Raw genomic sequence first — 18,132 nt, 5'->3', positions numbered from 1 at the left:
GACGCGGTCCGGGCCGTACCTCCTTATGATATCGCGGAGTGTCGACGACTATGTTGTCAAGGTGGTACAGGCTACGGAGCCTGCTTTCCTGAGATATGGAACGCGGACCGATGACTGCGCTTCCTGCGCGGGAGCCAGCCAGCAGCTGCGGCAGACGCTCCGATCCCGCGACGCAGGTATCTTGGCCCCCCACGCGCCGCCTCACGGAAGGTCAGAAATCAATGATTGCCATCCCTCTGCTTCATGGCGGAGAGGGTCGTCTGGGCTCACAAACCCTTCCATGCCCTTGAGTGTCAGTGAGCATATTCTTGATGCGTCGCAAGCGCAGCATTCGAGCCGGTTCTAGTGAACGCCAGTTCTCCGCCTCGTTCCGCGCCTCCTCAATTGTCACGCCAATGGCGTCACTTACATCTCTCAGAAGCCCAGCAGGGTCCGTAGCGGGCCCCGAGCTTCCGGCACCGAACTCCCGAATCATGAATGCGCGGATGTAGGCGGCTTCTGCCACCTTCTTCCGCTCGTCGGCTTCGACGTACTGACGATCAATAATTTCGAGCGCAAGTCGGGCCCAGCGCTGCCTCACATCCAGAGGCACATCACCGCGCATCATCTTTCCCGCGCACAGCTCCCGCAACGTCTCCCAGCCATCAACATTCAGAGTCCGAGGCAATGCACCGGACACCACGATTTCCAGCTCCTCCAGGGAACCATAAATAAGGTCTTCGATCCTCACACGCTGCTTCTCGTCACCTTCGGACTCCTTAGGAAAAATATGATTCCGGCACGTTCAAACGCCTCTCGCCCTTTCTGGAGACTTTCCAGTGACGGCCCACAATGCCCGCTCATATTGTTGATTTCCATTCCCAAATAGGTCCGGAACCACCCGCTATTTCTGCCTCACCAGCTGCAATAACATCGCCACCGCGAGTAAGCACTTAGGGCCAATCACTGCGCCTCGACCCCCGATGCCGTGTGGATTTCGAACTTCGCATCCAGCTTATCGACCTAAAGAACTAGGTAGATTCGGCCTCGCAGGGGGGACAGCCATCTCAATATGAACCTAATCAACCGAAGCCGACCGCGAAAAGTCCTCATACCATTTAGAGAAATCCTTCGCGTCATGGAGAAAATTTCCAGGAGACTCAAGCAAGTCCGCGCCAGCGAGTTGATCCAGGGCGTGCCACACTTTCGGGTCAATCGACTCGGAAGTATACTGCTCCATGACACTCAAAGCCCAATTGGATGCCTCTTCGGGGGAAATTTCTCCTTCCACGAGCCGACTCAAGTGGATTCGAATCTGATCACATATTCCATTATTCACCATGGTAGATTAGCCTCAAGATCGCGACGCCATTCAAATTTCCAATATCGAACTCGGATTAGCCGCCTGACGGAATTCCAAAGGCGGAAGATAGTGATGATCAGCAACATAGTGCACCACCATTACCGGGGCAACGTACACGATGCCACCCAAGCCCGGCACACGAATCTCGCCGCTTCCAACAAAATACCCATTCCAAGAAGTAGTCTCTTTGGCTACTTCAAAGGATGGACACAATTCGCAAAAATGCATCCCGCGATACACGTTGCTCGGATTCTTAATCAACTCGCCCAACACCGGGACCAGCCCCTCCGGAGGATCTCCAACAGGATAAGCGTGGTCACGCGAGAGCCATCCGATATTCACCATTCCTTCCCGAGTGTCAGAATATTCGTACGGAGTTAGATCTGCAAAGTACGCCATTTACCTTCACCAGGGTTTGATATGTTCTCGACAAATAACTACATGCACGGCCCCCATACCCTCACTAACGATCTCGCTAAGACGGGTTGGGGCATTCACCGTAATAGACCTACCACTGATACGTAGACCATTCGGTCGGTCCACAATATAGTCTGGGAGCATCTTTCCGGGACCGTACGTGTCCGCCGGCAGCCTATTTTCTCCCACTTCAATCGCATGACCTATTGAATCAGACAGCCTTTCGCCGTCCTTCACATAAAATTTGAGCCAGGTTCCACCTGGGACCTGCATGTCCCCAACGCCAAATTCATAATATCCGTGTCCGGATATGACCGCCGAGTTGTCAGATCGCCCTTGCCGAGAAACACTCCTCGCCCAGTCGTTTCCATTTCCCTGTCCGTATGAAGGGGGCCGGGGACGACGATCCATTTCGGACGGGCAGGGGCTTAGCCCCTCCGGGTCTGCCCACACGTGCGGGTTGTCTACATAGGAAACTGGGTTAGGAGCGGGAGTCAGTCCGAGTGGATCCGGCGTCAGATACCGCGCCGTCTCCGGGTCATACGTCCTGAAGTAGTTGTAGTGCAGGCCCGATTCCGGGTCGAAGTACTGGCCCGGGAAGCGCAACGGGGTGTACGTCGTCGCCGATCTGTTCCACGTTGTCGTGCCCCACAACGTCGTGCGGCTGTGCCAGGCGATCGTGCCCTGGTCGTCTACGAGTTCGGTGGGGGTGCCCACCAGGTCCGTGATAATGGCGAAGAAGCGGGAGGCTATTTCCTCCGTGGTGGCTTCCGATGCCGTTGCCGGCGAAGGGCCGTCGAGGGTGGCCAGGGAGGACGTGGGGGTGTCAGGGGCGGAGACGACTGGGGTCCCCGATGTGATGCGTTCCGTCTGCGTCAGCGGGTGTAGGCCCGCGTGGTCCCACGTCAGGGTTATCGCGTTCGGGTGCGGCTCGCCGCGTGTTACCTGTTCGCAGAGGGTCGTGGCGTCCCACGTGAAGACGGTTTCCTCGGTCACCGTCTCGCCATCGGCGGCCATCCGTTGCTTCGCCGTACGGCGGCCCAGCGGGTCGTACGTGTAGCGCCAGCGGGTGCCGTCCGGGGTCACCACCGCGGTGAGGCGGTCCTCGGGGTCCCACTCGTAGTGCCAGACGTCCGGCTTGCGGGAGAGGCGGGTCTTGCGGCGTAGCGTGATGCGGCCCGCCGCGTCGTGTTCGTAGTGGACGTCCCCGGCTCGGGTGATGCGGGTGCCCGCGTACGTGCGCGGGCCGCGGGCCTCGTGGCCGGGGTGCTTCTCCGGCCACGTCGCCTGCGTCTGGTTGCCCGCCTCGTCGTACGCGTACCGCTCCGACCAGTTCGCCGCGTGCACCGCCGTCACGCGGCCTGCCGTGTCCAGGTCGAAGCGGCGGACGCCGGTGCGGGCATCGTCGATCGCGGTGACGTGGCCGTCCGCGCGGTAGGTGTAGGTGCGGTGGGCCGTCTGCTCCCCGTCCGCCCCGTACCCGGCGTACACGGACTGGGTCGTCAGGCGGCCCAACGGGTCGAAGGTGTTGTGGAGGGACGCCGCCTCCCCGATGCGCCGCCCCACCTCGCGCCCCGCCACGTCCCTCTCGAACGTCAACCTGCGGCCCGACGTCGTCAACGAGGCCGGGCGCCCCACCGCGTCGTACGTCCACACGGACTCCGCACCCGACGGTGTCGTACGCCCCGTGCGGCGCCCCAACTCGTCGTAGGCGTACGCGATCGTGCGGCCGTCGACCGTCTCCGAGCGCAGGCGACCGTAGCGGTCCCGAAGAAGGGTCAGGCTCGTGCCGGGGGCGGTGGCCTCCGCGAGTTGGTCGGTGAGGTCGTACGTGTAGGTGGAGACGGACGTGCCGGCGCCGGTGGCCTCCGCGGTCACCGTCTTGCGGACGACCTGGCCCAGCGCGTTCCGGTCGAACGTGACGCGGTCGCCCAGCGGCGTCGTACGGGACGTCAGGCGGCCCGCCGGGTCGTACTCGTACGTCAGGATCCTGCCGTCGAAGTCCGTTTCCGATATGAGGTGGCCCGCCGGGTCGTAGGCGTAGTCCCAGGTGAGGCCCTGGGGATTCGTGACGCGGGTGAGGCGTAGTTCCGTGTCGTGGTCGAAGGTGTAGCGGACGCCGTCGGGGTCGGTGCGGGCCGTGAGGACGTCGAAGTGGCCGTACTCGAAGCGGGTGACGGCGCCCTGCGGGTCGGTGTGCGTGGTGCAGTTGCCTTCGCCGTCGTACGTCCAGGACTCGACCGTGCCGTCGGGCGCCGTGCGACGGGACAGGTGGCCCTCCACCGTCCACTCCAGGCGCGTCGTCCCGCCGAGTGGGTCCGTCAGCGTGACGGGGCGGCCGAAGGCGTCCCGCTCATACCGGGTCACCGCACCCAAAGGGTCGACGACCTCCAGGGGCAGGCCGGCCCGGTCACAGCGGACCAGGGTGCGGTGACCTGCGGCGTCGGTGACCGACGCGAGGTGGCCCGCCTCGTCGTAGGCGTACGTGGTCGTGGCACCGGTGGGGTCGGTGACGCTGGTGCGGTTGCCGCGGGTGTCGTAGGACTGGTGCCACGTCAGGCCGTCGGGGCCGGTGACCCGTACGGGTAAGCCGCCGTCTGGGCGCCAACCCGTGCCCACGTCCGAGCCCGAGGGCAAATCCGCCCCCGACTCCGGGCCCGAGCCCGGAAGCGGCTCGTACTCCGCCCGCGTCTCCCGCCCGTCCGGCCGGACCACCGCCGTCAGTCGTCCCGCCGCGTCATAACGCAGCTCGGTCGTATGACCGAGCGGGTCCGTCTGGCTCAGCAGGCGGTTGGCGCGGTCGCGCTGGTAGCGGGTGACCGCGCCGAGCGGGTCGGACTCGGCGATGACCTGGCTGGCCGTGTTGATCAGGAAGTGGCGGGTGTGGCCGTCGGCTGTGGTGGTTCTGGTGACCCGGAGGCCGGATTCCGGGTCGGTGCCGTAGGTCAGGCGCAGGCTCATGTGGCCGGCGGAGCCGGCTTCGGCGACGCAGCGGTCCTCGTCGTCGTACTCGTACGTGTACGAGCGGGCGTTGGTGTCCGTCCAGGACGTGACCCGGCGTGCCGTGTCGTAGGTGAAGCGCAGCGGCTTGCCCGACGAGTTCACGACCTCCGTCAGGTTGCCGTCGGCGTCGTAGCCGTAGCGGACCAGCACCTGGTCGGTGCCGTCGGGGGCGGCGCCGGCCAGGTGGAGGGCGGTGATGCGGTCGGCGGTCGTCACCACCCCAAGGCGGTAGCCGGCGCTGTGGGTGATGGCGGTCGGGGCGCCGCTCTCCGGGGCGTAGGAGAAGGAGATCCAGTGGCCGTTGCGGTCGTCGATCTGCTCCAGGACGGCCCGCCGAACCCCCTGGCTGCCAGCAGACTCGCCGGGGTTCGCCAAACCCTCTCCCTCGTCGGCGAAGTGCCACGCGCGGCCCGTCTCAGGGTCCCGGATGACGTACCCGGCGTCGTCGGGCGCCCGTTCCAGGGGCCAGCGCGGGCCGTGGCCCGGCAGGACCGGGGTGCCGGGCTGCGGGTGCGGGTACGCCAGCAGCAGGCCGTCCTCCTGGACGAAGACGACCCCCTCCGCATCGATCTCCAGGCGCTGGTCGACGGTGCTCGACCAGGACGGGCCGAACCAGTGGCCCAACCGGTAGCCGGACTCCACGCGCCGCCGGAAGGCGAGCGGCAGCGCACCCGGCAGCTCCACGTCGGTCTGCGGGAGGTACATCCGGCCCGTGGCCAGGTCGATCGGGTCGGTGCCGTGGGAGACGACGCCCTCGTCACGGGAAACCGCCGCCGCGTCCCGGCGGACCGCCCCCCGCGCCCCCGCCTTGGCCGCGTCCTCGAACCCCGCCCGGGCCCCCGCCTCGGCCGCGGCACGCACGCCCGCCTCGGCCCCGCCCCGAGCAACCGCGCCCGCCCCGTCCCCCGTGAACAGGTTCGGCAGTGCACGCCCCGCGAACTCCGACGGGTCCTTGCGGAAGTCGTCCAGAGCCATCCCCACCGCTTGGTTCGGATGGGCGGCCGTCGACACCAGGCCGGCCGCCGCCAGGTTCAGGTCCTGTACGTATTCGGCGGGGTGTGTGGCGTTGTACGTGTCGAGCGGGTTGATGCCGCGGACGAGGTTGACGAGGCCTGCGGTGCCCTTGACGACGCCGCCGGTGAAGTGGGCCAGCTCGATGCCGGTGCCGACGCCGGCGTCGGCGAAGTCCGCGCCCAGCCGGGACAGCGGCGGGGGCTCTGCCGGGGCGTGCTTCAGGGCGGACCTGACCGCGTCGGCGGCGTCCTGGCCGGCCTTGTTGCGCTGGCGGCGGGCGGTGGCCAGGATCTCGCGGGCGCGCCGTATCTCGGCCTGGCCCGGGTCGGTGAACGGCGCCGGGCCGGGGCCCGGGTCCTTCTCCCTTTCCATCTTCTTGCGGTAGGCGTCGCACTCCTTGCGGAAGTTCTCATGCGCGAGGTCGGACGCGCCCTTGCCCTTCGCGTACGTCGCGATGGCCTCGGCGGCCTGGGTCAGGGCCCAGGCGACGGTGTCCGCGTAGGAGTCCAGGGCCTTGCCCGCCGCCTCGCAGGCGTCGGCAGCGTGCAGCCACTTCGTGGGGTGCATGGCGAACTTCTCGCGGAAGGTGTCCGCTGCCTCGCCCCGCCAGTGCGAGGAGTCCAGGCCGCGCATGCCCTGCCCGACGCGGTCGAACGCCTTGTGGAAGTCCTTCAGATGGCCCGCGACGATCCGTAGGTTCTTCGGATATCCGTGGATCAGCTCATTGGGGTCGTCGGTCTCGCCGAGCTGCTTCTCGCCCGGTGTCGCGCCCAGGTCGGAGGCCAGCTCGTCACCGATGTCCTCGACGGTGTCGGCCAGGCCGTGCGCGCCGACCCGGTCCAGGCCGGCGCCGATCTCGTCCGTCGTCCAGTCGACGCCCTCGCCGACGCCCTTCTTGACCACGTCGACGCCGTGTTCGACCGCGCCCAGGCCCTTGTTGACCCCATGGGCGATGTGGCCGCCGATTTCGCCGAAGACGCTCATCAGCGGTCACCGCCGTCGCTCGCCGCGCCCGCCCCGCCCGCGGCGTCCGTCCCGTCCCCGCCCGGGTCCTGCCGGGGGTGGAAGGAACGCTGGACGGGGCCGAGCGGCTCCGTGGGCTGGTGTGCCGGGGGCGGCTGGTCCGCGGGGTCCTGCGCGGTGAACGAACGCTCCACCCCGGGGGTCTCTCCCGCGGTGTTCCAGCCCTGCCTGATGGCGTCCTGGGCACGCTCGGCGGACTCGGCGCTGTAGTCCGCGTGCTGTACCTGCGAGAACGGGTTGTCTCCCCAGACCTCGCCCCAGGAGCGGTCGGTGACCTGGTCCTCGCTCAGGTGCGGGTCGCCGATGGCCGCGTTCACGGCGATCTTCGCCGCGCCCTCCACGTACTCGTCGGTCTCGTGGAAGGTGCCCGCCGCGAGGCCGACACCTCGTGCGAACGTGTTCGCCTCGCCGATCAGCGAGCGGACGCCCCACTCCCAACGCTCGCAGAACGACTCGAAGACGTCCGCCAACTCGCCGTATCCCACCGCCAGCTGCGACAGGCTCAGTATCTCGAAACCGCGCCCGGTGCCCGCCGAACCTGCCGTACCGAGCTCCTTCAGCTCCCCGAGCGCGTCGGTGAGCCCCTTGGTGATCTTGGCCAGGCTCTCATGCCCCGCCTGGAGGTCCGGTCCTTCGGTGGTCACCGCTCACCTGCCCGAACCCAAACCAGCCACGACGTCTGAACCAACCACGACGTCTGAACCAACCAGGACGTCTGAACTGATACGGCTGCCGACTCCCCGTTCGCATACACGATCGACATCGTCGCACAGAGCTACGACTCTTCGCACTGAGTTATGAACGAGTTCGGCGTGTCGGCCAGGGATGGCCTGAACCCTGCGGATGATCACGACGGATGACCGCGACGGACGATCACCGGTGCGACCAGGGCTCGGCCGTGCCGCGCATGCCGCGCACGCCCGGTTCAGGGCCGAACGGCGATGACGCACTGCCTCTTCGTGGCCCGGGTGAGCGCCACGTACAGGTCCCGCTCGCCACTGGGGCGCGCCTCGGCGATCTCCTCCGGATCGACGACCACGGCCGCGTCGAATTCCAGGCCACGGGCCTCGGACGACGGGATGAGACGCGCCCATCGGGTGATCCCGGCCGACGTCAGCTCGTCGACTCGGGTGTCGGCGCATATCGCTGCACACAGTTCGTCGGGGTACGCCGCTGCCTGCCTCCGAAGTTCGCCGTGCAGGGTGGTGACGAGCGTGCGGGGATGTGCGGTCAGGGTGCGAGGTTCCTCGCCGTGGCGGATCGATCGGCTGGGGGTCTGTCCCGGGGCGATCCGCTTGAGCAGGCCCCGGGTGCTGTCGAGGATCTCCTGAGTGGTGCGGTAGCTGACGGTCAGGGTGTGCAGGCGGAAGCGGGAACCGACGTGCGGGGCCAGCGCCTCGGACCAGTCGCGTGCGGTCGATGCCGGGCCCGCCTGGGCGAAGTCACCGACCAGGGTCATCGAGGCGGCGGGGCACCGGCGCAGCACCATCCGCCATTGCATGGGGGTGAGTTCCTGCGCCTCGTCGACGACGATGTGTCCGAAGTTCTGCCGCGGCGGGCCGTCGACCAGGCTCGCCGCCTCGTCCAGCAGCGGCACGTCCGCATCGGTCCACGGCCCGCCGGTGTGGCCCGGCAGCAGGGCGCGTTCCTCGTCCGTCAGCTGCGGCAGGTGCTCGGCCATCGCGTGGGGGTCCGCCAGGAGGGCCCGGACGACGTCGTCCGGGGTGAGCCGCGGCCACAGGGTTTCCACGGTGCGGTCGACCCCGGCGTCGTCCAGGAGGCTCGTCCGGACGGCGTCCGCGTCGAACTCGTCGGCCAGGTCCGCGGCCGGTGCGTCGTCGGAGCCGAGGCGGCGCAGGTCGGCGGCGCCGACCCGGTCCAGATCGAGGCCGGTGAGCTGGGCGACCTCGGCGTCGATGCGCTCCAGGGCCTCGTACATCCCGCGTTCCAACGCTTCCGTGACCGCGTCGACCAGCAGTTCCTTGAACGTCTCCCGGGCGCGGTTGTGGCACAGGCCGGTCGCCACGGCCGCGTCACGGGCGCGGGCGACCTCCGCCTCCGCCAGGCTGACCACCTCCTGGCCTACCCGTACGCTGAAGGTCCCGGTCGGTGCCTGCCGTGCGCGCACCAGTTCCGCGAGCGCGCCCGCCAGCACCGCACCGCCCTTGAGGCGTGCCACGTCGAACGGTGCCACCGCGTCGGGCGCGACGCCGGCCAGCTCCTCGCACGTCGCCACGACGACGTCGTTCTCGCCGAGCGAGGGCAGCACCTGGGAGACGTAGTCCAGGAAGCGCGCGTTCGGACCGAGCACCAGCACGCCGCGCTCGGCCACCCGAGGAAACGCGTACAGCACATACGCCGCCCGGTGCAGCGCGACCACCGTCTTCCCGGTGCCCGGGCCGCCCTGCACCACCGTCACCCCGCGGTGCGGGGACCGGACGACGGCGTCCTGTTCCGCCTGGAGCGTCGCGACCGCCGCGCTCATCCGCCCCGTTCGCGGTGCCGAGAGCGCCTCCGTCAACGGCCCGTCCCCCAGCACGTCGTCGGCGGTGGGGGCGGAGCCGTCCAGCAGCTCGTCGCTCAGCGCGCGCAGCGTACGGCCCGTCACCCGCAGGTGACGGCGGCGTCGCAGGCCCATCGGGTGAACCGGTGTCGCCTCGTAGAAGGGCCGGGCCGCCTGGGCACGCCAGTCGACGAGCAACGGCAGGTCGCCGTCGTCCGGGTGCAGGCCGAGCCGTCCGACGTGCAGGGCGGTTCCGTCCACGGCGTCGATCCGGCCGAAGACGAGTCCGTCCTCGGCGCCCTCCAGCCGACGGGCCTCCCTCCCCAGACGCTCGGCGGCGACCTCGCGCTCGTACGCCTCACCAGGGGTGCCGGCGCGCGATCTGAGCACCTTCGCCAGCTCCGCCCGCGCCTGCGCAAGCCGCTCGTCGAACCGCGCGTACACGGTGTCGACATGAACCTGCTGCACGCCCACCTGGCGCACGGCTTCCTCGTTGACCTGCGGCAAGGCGGGCCCTCCTCTCGGTGCGGGCCCCCAACTATGGAGTGGCGTCCCTGGAAAAGTAAGTCTTGACTTACCTCGCTCGTGATGGCCATGTGCCGGATGACCGTTTGCGCGGATGACCGATCGTGCGGATGGGCGACGCGGGCTGACGGGCGATCACCGGCCCGACGCGTCAGCCGGCTCCGGCGGCCGGGTGGTGCCTCCGGGGTCCGTGGCCCGGCGGTACGGTCGGGGAACGGATCATGTCGCACCGCGACATCCGACCGCAGCGTGTCTTCCCGGAGGTCGACCATGGCAGCCAACCCACGTCCCCCGCGCACCACGCGCCTCTCCCGCCTCGCCGACATCCCGAGCGCGCCCGTCGCCGCCACCGGGCTCGTCGGCGGGTACGCGGTCGCGCGGTGGACCGGGCAGCGGCAGCTCGGCGGGGTGGTGCTGGCGGCGGCGGGCGGTCTTGCCGGGTGGCAGTGGTGGCGGCGGGCCGGCGGGCGGACGGCCGGGGCGCTGGGCGTCGCCTACCTCGGGGCCTTCGCCGGGGCGCACCCGCTGGCGAAGAAGACGGGCGCCTGGCCCGCGGTGTTCTCCGCAGCCGGCGGGGTCGCCCTGGCCTCGTGGGCGCTGGCCGACCGGCGCGCCCGATGAGTGCCGGGCAGCCCGTGCTGGTGTGGATCAACGGCCCGTTCGGCGGCGGCAAGACGCAGACCGCCTACGAGATGCATCGGCGGTTGCCGGGCAGCGTGGTGTGCGATCCGGAGCACGTCGGGTTCGGGCTGAGCAGGATGCTGCCGCCGGCGCTGCGCGGCGACTTCCAGGACCTGCCGGCCTGGCGGCGCGGCGTGTACGACGTCCTGGACCTCGCCCTCAGCCGCCAGGACGGCACGGTCATCGCGCCGATGACCGTCGTCGAGCCCGGCTACCACGACGAGATCGTGGGCCGGCTGCGCGAACGCGGCCACGACGTACGGCACTTCGCCCTGCTGGCCGAGCGCGAGACCGTGCTGCGGAGGCTGCGGGAGCGCGGGTTCGGGCATCTCACGCAGTGGGTGTTCGGCAAGGACGCGCCGCTGCGCCGCGAGAGCTGGGCCGTGGCCAGGCTCGACCTGTGCCTGGAGCGGCTGCGGGAGCCGCACTTCGCCGAGCACGTGTGGACCGACCGGCGCACGGTTCCCCAGGTCGCCGACCACATCGCCGCCGCCTGCGGCCTCACCCTCGCCCCGAACACCGACTCCGCGCTGCGGGGACGGCTGCGCCGGACGGTGACGAGCGTGCGGCACATCCGGTTCGACTGACCGTACGCCGCCGCCAGGGGCGCCGGTCACCCGTTCACGCCCACCGCCCCGGCTCGTGGTCCGGCACCGTCACATCGGCCAGGACGCCGTAGTGATCGCTGAGGTGCAGGCCCGAGACCGGCTCGGGCACGGTCCCGACGCGTGCGCAGCGCGTCACCCGCAGGGTGGGACCGTGCGGGCCGCAGCCCACCATCACGTAGTCGATCCGGCGTCCCGCCTCCTCCGGCATGTCACCGCGGCGGACCAGCGGGTTCTCGGGGGTGAAGGTGTGGCCCGCCGTCGGCCGCGCGGCGCCGGCGTCGTCCGCGTCGCGTGCGCCCCGGCTCGTCCAGGCGTCCTGGTAACACACGCTCACCCCCTCCAGCGACTGCACCCCGCGCCAGAAGCGGACGCTGGCCGCGTCGGGCGGCGCGTCGAAGTCCCCGAGCAGGATGGCGTGCCGGACCGGTACCCGCCGCACGACGTCCGCCACGCAGCGTGCCGCGGCCACCGCCTGGAGCTCGCGTTCCCGCTCGAAGCCGTACGGCCAGCTCGGCTTGTGGTGGACCACGAGGACACCGCCGAGCGGTTCGGGCAACGGCAGTTCGGCGACGACCACGCCGCACCACGGGGTCATGGCCGCGACCCGCTCGGTCACCCGCAGCGGGTCCTGTACGACCCGCCCGAACGGACGACGGGCCGCCAGCACCGCGCCGACGCCCTGCGGGGGCAGCCCGGACCAGTGCGGATGCGCGACGACATGCCAACCCGCCGCACGCAGCGCCGCCGTCTCCGCGTGCGTGACCTCCTGAAGTGCCAGGACGTCCGGGGCGAGTTCCCGGACCACCCGGGCCAGCGCGGCGCGCCGACCGGCGCCGTCTGCGTACTCCGGCGCCAGGACGTTCATCGTGAGCACCCGCAGGGAGTCGACAGGCTCGGCGGACGACCCCACGGCTTCGGCGGAGCCGGTGGTCTCGGCGGACGGCTCGTGTCCGGCGTTCGCGGTCACGAGCGACTCACCCCCTCGCAGACGGATGCGGTGCCGGCACCGGCCCGGGGGGCGTCCACGGCAGCCGCACGGCCCGCTCGCGAGTGGCACGCAGGCACGCCACCGCCGGACGCCCGCCGTCAGGTCTCGACGTCCCGGGCCCGGACCGTCCGGGTGCCCCGGAACGTCGACCGGTACGCCCCCGGTGACACCCCGAGCGCCGCGTGGAAGTGCTGCCGCAGCGACGCGCCGGTGCCGAAGCCGGCCTGCGCGGCGATGCGGTCGACGGTGTGGTCCATCTCCTCCAGCAGTTGCCTGGCCCGGTCGACGCGGCGCTGGGTCAGCCACTGGACCGGGGTCAGGCCGGTCTCCTGACGGAAGCGGCGGCTGTAGGTGCGCACGCTCATCGCGTCGCGTGCCGCGAGGTCGGCCAGCGTGACCGGTTCGGACAGGTGATCGAGCGCCCAGGACCTGGACCCCGCGGTCGACGCGGTGCGGTCCTGGGGCACCGGACGCCGGATGTACTGGGCCTGGCCGCCCTCCCGGTGCGGCGGCACGACTGTACGCCGTGCCACGTCGGCGGCGACCGCGGCACCGTGGTCCCGGCGGATCATGTGCAGGCACAGATCGATACCGGCGGCCTCGCCCGCCGAGGTCATGACCCGGCCCTCGTCCACGAAGAGCACGTCCGGGTCGACCGCCACCGACGGGAAGGCGCGCGCGAACAGGCCCGCCGACATCCAGTGCGTCGTGGCCCGCCGCCCGTCCAGCAGCCCCGCGGCGGCCAGCACGAAAGCGCCGGTGCAGATGGAGGCGATGCGCGCGGTGCGCGGTATGCCGGCGAGCACGGCGGCAAGCGGCTCCGGCAGGCCCTCGTCAGCGGCCAGCGACTCGTCCTGCTCGTGCGAGGCGGGCACGATCACCGTGTCCGCGTCCGCGAGCACCTCGCTGCCGTGCGGGGCATGGACGAGGAAGTCGGTGTCGGTGCGGACGGCGCCGGGGGCGGTGGCGCAGGTCAGGACCTCGTACAGGCGGTCGTCATGGCCGTCGTCATGGCCGTCGTCCTGACCGTCGGCAGGACCTTCGTGGTGGCCGTTGCCGTGCGGAAACGGGGGCGTGGCCCGGGCGCTGCCGAAGAGTTGGTGCACCAGGCCGAGCTCCAGTGGCAGCACACCGTCACGGATCAGGACGGCGACCCGGTGCCGGCGGGGTGCGGGCGCCGTTGGGGACGGCGAGGGCGGATGCGTGGCGTGCGTGGTGTGCGTGGCGCGCATGGCGTAATTCTTTCACAGCTTGGCCATCTGGCCACTGACCCGGCCGACGGCCCAGGGCGCAGGGTCGAGGCATGTTGTCGTATGAGGCCCGCACACCATGCGCATCCGATGCATCGCGCACATCCGATGCGCCACGCATATCCGATGCAGCACACCTGTCCGATGCACCGCGCACCGAGGAACGCGCCCAGGGCGCGAAGCCCCCCGCGCACCCGCGCCCACACCCGCATCCCCGTCCCCACTCCCACTCCCGCTCCAACTCCCGCCCCCGCTCCCGCTCCCGCTCCCACACCCGGCGCCCCTGGATCGTCGCCACCGTCGCCGCGTTGGCGATCGTCACCGCGGGGGCGTTCATGACGCTGGCGGGGCTGCTGGTGGGGCCGCTGCACGAGGAGTTCGGCTGGTCGCGGTCCACGATCGGGGTCGGGACCCTGGTCGCCATGGTCGTCTACGGCGGCACGGCGCCGTTCGCCGCCGCGCTGATGGACCGGTTCGGGCTGCGACTGGTGGCCGGCGGCGCGTTGCTGCTGGTCGGGGCGGGCGCCGGGCTCACCGCGACGATGACGCGGCCGTGGCAGTTCGTCCTGTACTGGGGCGTGCTGGTCGGGCTCGGTACGGGCGCGTGCGCGATGGCGTTCGCGGCGAGCGTGACCGAGCGGTGGTTCGTGGCCCGGCGCGGTCTGGTGACGGGGCTGCTGACGGCCGCGAGCGTCCTGGGACAGTTTGCGTTCCTGCCGGTGTTGTCGCAGGTCATCGAGGGGTTCGGGTGGCGTACCGCGGCGCTGGGGCTGATGGTGGCGGCCGGTGGTGCGCTGCTGCTCGTGATGCTGCTGCTGCGTGATCACCCGGCCGACCTGGGCGGACGGCCGTACGGGGCGCAGCGGTTCGTGCCGCGGCCCGTGGCGGCGCCGGGTAGTGCGCGACGGGCGCTGCGCACGCTGCGGCGCGCGGCGGGCACGGCGCCGTTCTGGCTGCTCACGGGCACCTTCGCGGTGTGCGGGGCGTCGACGAACGGCGTGATGTGGACGCACTTCGAGCCGGCCGCGCACGACCACGGCATGCCGGTGACCGTCGCCGCCTCGTTGCTCTCGCTCGTCGGGATCTTCAACGTGGCGGGCACGGTCGGCTCCGGCTGGCTCACCGACCGGTTCGACGCGCGCCGGCTGCTCGCCGGCTACTACGCCGCCCGGGGGCTGTCGCTGCTGCTGCTCCCGCTGCTGCTGTCGGACCGGGCCGGGGCGCCGCTCGTGACGTTCGCCGTGGTGTTCGGGCTGCTGGACGTGGCCACGGTGCCGCCGACGATCGCGCTGTGCCGGCGGTTCTACGGGGGTGACGCGGCGGTGGTCTTCGGCTGGGTGAGCGCCGGGCACCAGGTGGGTGCCGGGGCGGTGGCCTTCGCGGGGGGACTGCTGCGGGACTCCCTCGGGTCGTACGACGCGGTGTGGGCGGCGGTGGGCGTGCTGTGCGCCGGGGCCGCGCTGCTGGCCATGACGGTCACGCGCGCGACGTCCCCGAGTGCGGCGTCCCCGGGTCGGGTGCCGGGACCTCGGTGAGCGGGGTCGCGATGTCCTCCAGGGAACGGCGCTCGGCGCGCACCGCGGTGAACGCGGCGACCAGGCCGGCCGCGCACATCAGGCCGGCGCCGATCTGGAACGCGAGCACGGTGTCGCCGACCACTCCGGAGCTGGTCAGGTCTGCGAAGACCAGCGGCCCTGTGATGCCGCCGGCCGCCGTGCCGATGGCGTAGAAGAAGGCGATGGCCAGGGCCCGGGTCTCCATCGGGAAGATCTCGGACACCGTCAGATAGGCGCTGCTGGCCCCCGCGGAGGCGAAGAACAGCACCACGCACCAGCACGCCGTCAGCGACACCGCGTTCAGCACGCCCTGGTCGAAGAGCGCCGCCGTGCCGAACAGCAGCAGACCGGAGAGCAGATAGGTGGAGGAGATCATCACCCGCCGCCCGACGGTGTCGAAGAGCTTGCCGAGCAGCAGCGGGCCGAGGAAGTTGCCGGCCGCGATCACCGCGAAGTAGTAGCCGGTCCGGCCGGTGGGCACGTCGAAGAACGTGGTGAGGATCGCGCCGAAGCCGAAGGTGATGGCGTTGTAGAGGAACGCCTGGCCGATGAAGAGGGCGAAGCCGAGCGTGCTGCGGGTGCGGTAGGCGGAGAAAAGGGTGCGGGCGATCTCCAGGAAGGTGATGCCCTTGCGCTGCCGGATGGTGATCTCACGCTCGGCGGGCGGCAGCGAACGGCCGGTCTGGGCGGTCACGCGCCGCTCCACGTCGTCCACCAGCCGCTCGGCCTCCTGCTCCCGGCCGTGGATGATCAGCCAGCGGGGGCTCTCGGGGACGTCGCGGCGCACCAGGAGGATGACCAGGCCGAGGACGACGCCGAGCGCGAACGTGAGCCGCCAGCCGACGTTCTTCGCGAAGAAGTCGGTGTCGAGCATGACGATGGACAGCAGAGAACCGCCGATGGCGCCCAGCCAGAAGCTGCCGTTGATGATCAGGTCGGTGCGGCCGCGGTAGTGCGAGGGGATCAGCTCGTCGATGGCGGAGTTGATCGCCGCGTACTCGCCTCCGATGCCGAGGCCGGTGAGGAACCGGAAGGCGAAGAACCACCAGGACTGGAACGAGACCGCGGTCAGCGCGGTCGCCGACAGGTACACCGCGAGCGTGACCATGAACAGCTTCTTGCGGCCGAGCCGGTCGGTCAGATGCCCGAAGAACAGCGCACCGACGCAGGCGCCCGCCACGTAGAGGGCGGCGGCTATGCCGGTGATCTGCCCGGAGGTGATGTGCAGGCCGCTGCCGGGCTCCGAGAGGCGACCCGCGATGTTGCCGACGACGGTCACCTCCAGACCGTCGAGGATCCACACGGTGCCGAGCCCGATGACGATCATCCAGTGCCAGCGGGACCAGGGGAGCCGGTCCAGGCGGCAGGGGACGGCGGTGGTGACGGTCCGGAGCCCTGCGTCGGAGTCGGGTGAGGCAGGGGAGGCGGACGAGGCAGGAGAAGCGGACACGGTTCCTCCTTGGGGTGACCCCTTCTGAGCGGTGATCCAGGCGAAAATCTTGTCAGTGATCTTGGCGGAAATCTTGTCGGTGATCTTGGCGGTGATCTGCGTGTGGATGCGGGTGCCCCGGGTCCGGCGCCTTTATCCGGGGTGCGCTGTCCGTCACCGGGCGTGTTCTTCCAACCGGGCACGCCCGCACACCACCGCCACACCACCCGCACGTCCCTAGGGGGCGCCCAGTGCCCGCGAGACCGCGTAGATGGCAAGGCCCGCCAGGGAGCCGACCACCGTGCCGTTGATCCGGATGAACTGGAGGTCACGGCCGATATGGGCCTCGATCTTCCGAGAGGTCTGCACGGCGTCCCAGCCGGCCACCGTGTCCGTGATGAGAGCGGTGATCTCCTTCTGGTAGGTGGTCACCACATAGACCGCCGCGTCCTCCACCCAGTCGTCGACCTTGCTCCGCAGCCGCCCGTCCGTGGACATCCGGGAGCCCAGCGAGAGCAACGAGGTCCGCACCCGCATCCGCAGCTCACTGCGCTCGTCCTCGGCCGCGGCGACGAGCATCGAACGCAGCGCGCTCCAGGCGGAGGCGATGAGGTCCTGCACCTCGGAACGGGCCAGGACCTCGCCCTTGAGCCGCTCCACCCGGTCCCGGGTGTCCGTGTCGGCCTGGAGATCGGCGGCGAAGTCGCCGAGGAAGCGGTCCACGGCTTCGCGCGCCGGGTGTTCGGGCATCTCACGCATCTCGGTGACGAAGCGGAGCAGCTCACGGTAGACCCGGTCGCCGACGCGCCGGTCGACGAAGCGCGGGGTCCAGCCGGGCGCGCCGCCCTGCACGGCGTCCGTCACGGAGTCGGCGTGCACCACCAGCCAGTCGTGGGCGCGCGCCACCACGAGGTCGACGACGCGCTTGTGGCCTCCGTCAGCGACGATCCGCTCCAGCAGCTTGCCTATGCCGGGGGCGACTTCCTGGGCGGCGGCCCGCCGGTTGATCGCCTCGCCCACGACGGCCTGCACATCGGCGTCGCGCAGCACGGTGAGCGCGCCGCGCAGGGCGGCAGCGAGCTCCGCGGTGACCCGGTCGGCGTGCGCGGGCGCGGCCAGCCAGTCGCCGAGCCGCGCACCGATGCCGACGGCACGCAGCCGGGCCCGCACCACCTCGGAGGAGAGGAAGTTCTCGCCGACGAACTCGCCCAGCGAGACGCCCAGCTGGTCCTTCTTGTTGGGGATGATCGCGGTGTGCGGGATGGGCAGGCCGAGCGGGTGGCGGAACAGCGCGGTGACCGCGAACCAGTCGGCGAGGGCACCGACCATGCCCGCCTCGCAGGCCGCGGCCAGATAGGCGGCCCACGTGCCGGCGCCGGTGTGCTTGGCCCAGGTGGCCAGCACATAGCCGAGCGCGACGAGCAGCAGCATGCCGGTCGCGGTGGTCTTCATCCGCCGCACACCGCGCCGGCGTTCCTCGTCCGCGACGCCGGAGGCGAACCGTCCGGGCGTCCCCGCGCCCCGTCCGGGCGTCCCCGCGCCCCGGCCGGGCGTCCCCACGCCCCGTCCGGGCGCCATCGCGCCGTCCCGTGGACCCGGAGCGGTGGCGCCGGCGGGCAGGCCACCGCCACGCTCCCCGGTGCCGCTCGGGCCCGCGGCTCCCCGGACTGCGGGGACGCCCGCGGCACCGCCGGCCCCAGCCTCCCGGCCGCCACCGGCCCCACGATCTGCCCCCGTGCCCGCCCCTTCGGCCCCGCCTGGTCGCCCTGCGGCTCCGCCCGTCCGCCGATCGG

Annotated in this window: 13 protein-coding genes; 3 read left to right on the top strand and 10 right to left on the bottom strand. The window is 70.5% G+C overall.

What is annotated here, in order from left to right; genetic code table 11:
* Positions 1-241: 241 nt before the first annotated feature.
* The 6 genes from NQO67_RS28130 to NQO67_RS28110 form a co-directional block, all read right to left on the bottom strand.
* A complete protein-coding gene (locus NQO67_RS28130; RefSeq protein ID WP_255953083.1) occupies positions 242-730 on the bottom strand; it encodes a hypothetical protein in 489 nt (162 codons plus the stop codon).
* A 327-nt stretch (positions 731-1,057) separates the two neighbouring features.
* A complete protein-coding gene (locus tag NQO67_RS44885) occupies positions 1,058-1,321 on the bottom strand; it encodes a YxzC family protein (RefSeq protein ID WP_508493676.1) in 264 nt (87 codons plus the stop codon).
* Between the two features lie 30 nt (positions 1,322-1,351).
* The gene (locus NQO67_RS28125; protein ID WP_445195106.1) at positions 1,352-1,741 is read right to left on the bottom strand and encodes a DUF7919 family protein; all 390 of its coding nucleotides are present in this window, start codon (positions 1,739-1,741) and stop codon (positions 1,352-1,354) included.
* A 6-nt stretch (positions 1,742-1,747) separates the two neighbouring features.
* Positions 1,748-6,760, bottom strand: coding sequence for a putative T7SS-secreted protein (locus tag NQO67_RS28120; protein ID WP_255953081.1), 5,013 nt, complete (start codon positions 6,758-6,760; stop codon positions 1,748-1,750).
* Positions 6,760-7,443 (bottom strand): hypothetical protein, encoded by a 684-nt coding sequence (locus NQO67_RS28115; RefSeq protein WP_255953080.1) that lies wholly within the window; start codon positions 7,441-7,443, stop codon positions 6,760-6,762. Before NQO67_RS28115 ends, NQO67_RS28120 begins: the two co-directional genes overlap by 1 nt.
* A gap of 281 nt (positions 7,444-7,724) precedes the next feature.
* A complete protein-coding gene (locus NQO67_RS28110; RefSeq protein WP_255953079.1) occupies positions 7,725-9,809 on the bottom strand; it encodes a HelD family protein in 2,085 nt (694 codons plus the stop codon).
* Positions 9,810-10,097: 288 nt separating this feature from the next.
* Between NQO67_RS28110 and NQO67_RS28105 the strand changes: the two genes are divergently transcribed.
* On the top strand, positions 10,098-10,448 hold the full coding sequence (locus NQO67_RS28105) for a hypothetical protein (protein WP_255953078.1): 351 nt from the start codon (positions 10,098-10,100) through the stop codon (positions 10,446-10,448).
* A 14-nt stretch (positions 10,449-10,462) separates the two neighbouring features.
* The gene (locus tag NQO67_RS28100; RefSeq protein ID WP_255953169.1) at positions 10,463-11,095 is read left to right on the top strand and encodes an AAA family ATPase; all 633 of its coding nucleotides are present in this window, start codon (positions 10,463-10,465) and stop codon (positions 11,093-11,095) included.
* Positions 11,096-11,129: 34 nt separating this feature from the next.
* Here the strand turns inward: NQO67_RS28100 and NQO67_RS28095 are convergent, their stop codons facing one another.
* Together NQO67_RS28095 and NQO67_RS28090 are read right to left on the bottom strand one after the other, a co-directional pair.
* Positions 11,130-12,083 (bottom strand): endonuclease/exonuclease/phosphatase family protein, encoded by a 954-nt coding sequence (locus tag NQO67_RS28095; protein ID WP_255953077.1) that lies wholly within the window; start codon positions 12,081-12,083, stop codon positions 11,130-11,132.
* Positions 12,084-12,202: 119 nt separating this feature from the next.
* Entirely contained in the window at positions 12,203-13,336 is a 1,134-nt protein-coding gene (locus NQO67_RS28090) for a GlxA family transcriptional regulator (protein WP_255953076.1), read from the bottom strand.
* 326 nt (positions 13,337-13,662) lie between these two features.
* Here NQO67_RS28090 and NQO67_RS28085 point away from each other — a divergent pair, with 326 nt between their 5' ends.
* A complete protein-coding gene (locus NQO67_RS28085) occupies positions 13,663-14,889 on the top strand; it encodes an MFS transporter (RefSeq protein ID WP_305126341.1) in 1,227 nt (408 codons plus the stop codon).
* Here the strand turns inward: NQO67_RS28085 and NQO67_RS28080 are convergent.
* Both NQO67_RS28080 and NQO67_RS28075 read right to left on the bottom strand, forming a co-directional pair.
* Positions 14,831-16,360, bottom strand: a complete 1,530-nt coding sequence (locus tag NQO67_RS28080) for an MFS transporter (RefSeq protein ID WP_255953075.1) — start codon at positions 16,358-16,360, stop codon at positions 14,831-14,833. The genes NQO67_RS28085 and NQO67_RS28080 overlap by 59 nt on opposite strands.
* A 216-nt stretch (positions 16,361-16,576) precedes the next feature.
* The gene (locus tag NQO67_RS28075) at positions 16,577-17,791 is read right to left on the bottom strand and encodes a DUF445 domain-containing protein (protein ID WP_374119176.1); all 1,215 of its coding nucleotides are present in this window, start codon (positions 17,789-17,791) and stop codon (positions 16,577-16,579) included.
* Between the last annotated feature and the right edge of the window lie 341 nt (positions 17,792-18,132).

The sequence above is a fragment of the Streptomyces odontomachi genome (genome assembly GCF_024435355.1).
In the GTDB taxonomy this organism is placed as follows: Bacteria; Actinomycetota; Actinomycetes; order Streptomycetales; family Streptomycetaceae; genus Streptomyces; species Streptomyces odontomachi.
Note: the sequence above shows the minus strand (reverse complement) of the source record. Positions and strands in the feature narration are given on the sequence as shown.

Coding starts and splice junctions, on each gene's coding strand:
- NQO67_RS28075 (WP_374119176.1), bottom strand. CDS start 17,791: ATGAAGACCACCGCGACCGGCATGCTGCTGCTCGTCGCGCTCGGCTAT.
- NQO67_RS28125 (WP_445195106.1), bottom strand. CDS start 1,741: ATGGCGTACTTTGCAGATCTAACTCCGTACGAATATTCTGACACTCGG.
- NQO67_RS28105 (WP_255953078.1), top strand. CDS start 10,098: ATGGCAGCCAACCCACGTCCCCCGCGCACCACGCGCCTCTCCCGCCTC.
- NQO67_RS28120 (WP_255953081.1), bottom strand. CDS start 6,760: ATGAGCGTCTTCGGCGAAATCGGCGGCCACATCGCCCATGGGGTCAAC.
- NQO67_RS28090 (WP_255953076.1), bottom strand. CDS start 13,336: ATGCGCGCCACGCACACCACGCACGCCACGCATCCGCCCTCGCCGTCC.
- NQO67_RS44885 (WP_508493676.1), bottom strand. CDS start 1,321: ATGGTGAATAATGGAATATGTGATCAGATTCGAATCCACTTGAGTCGG.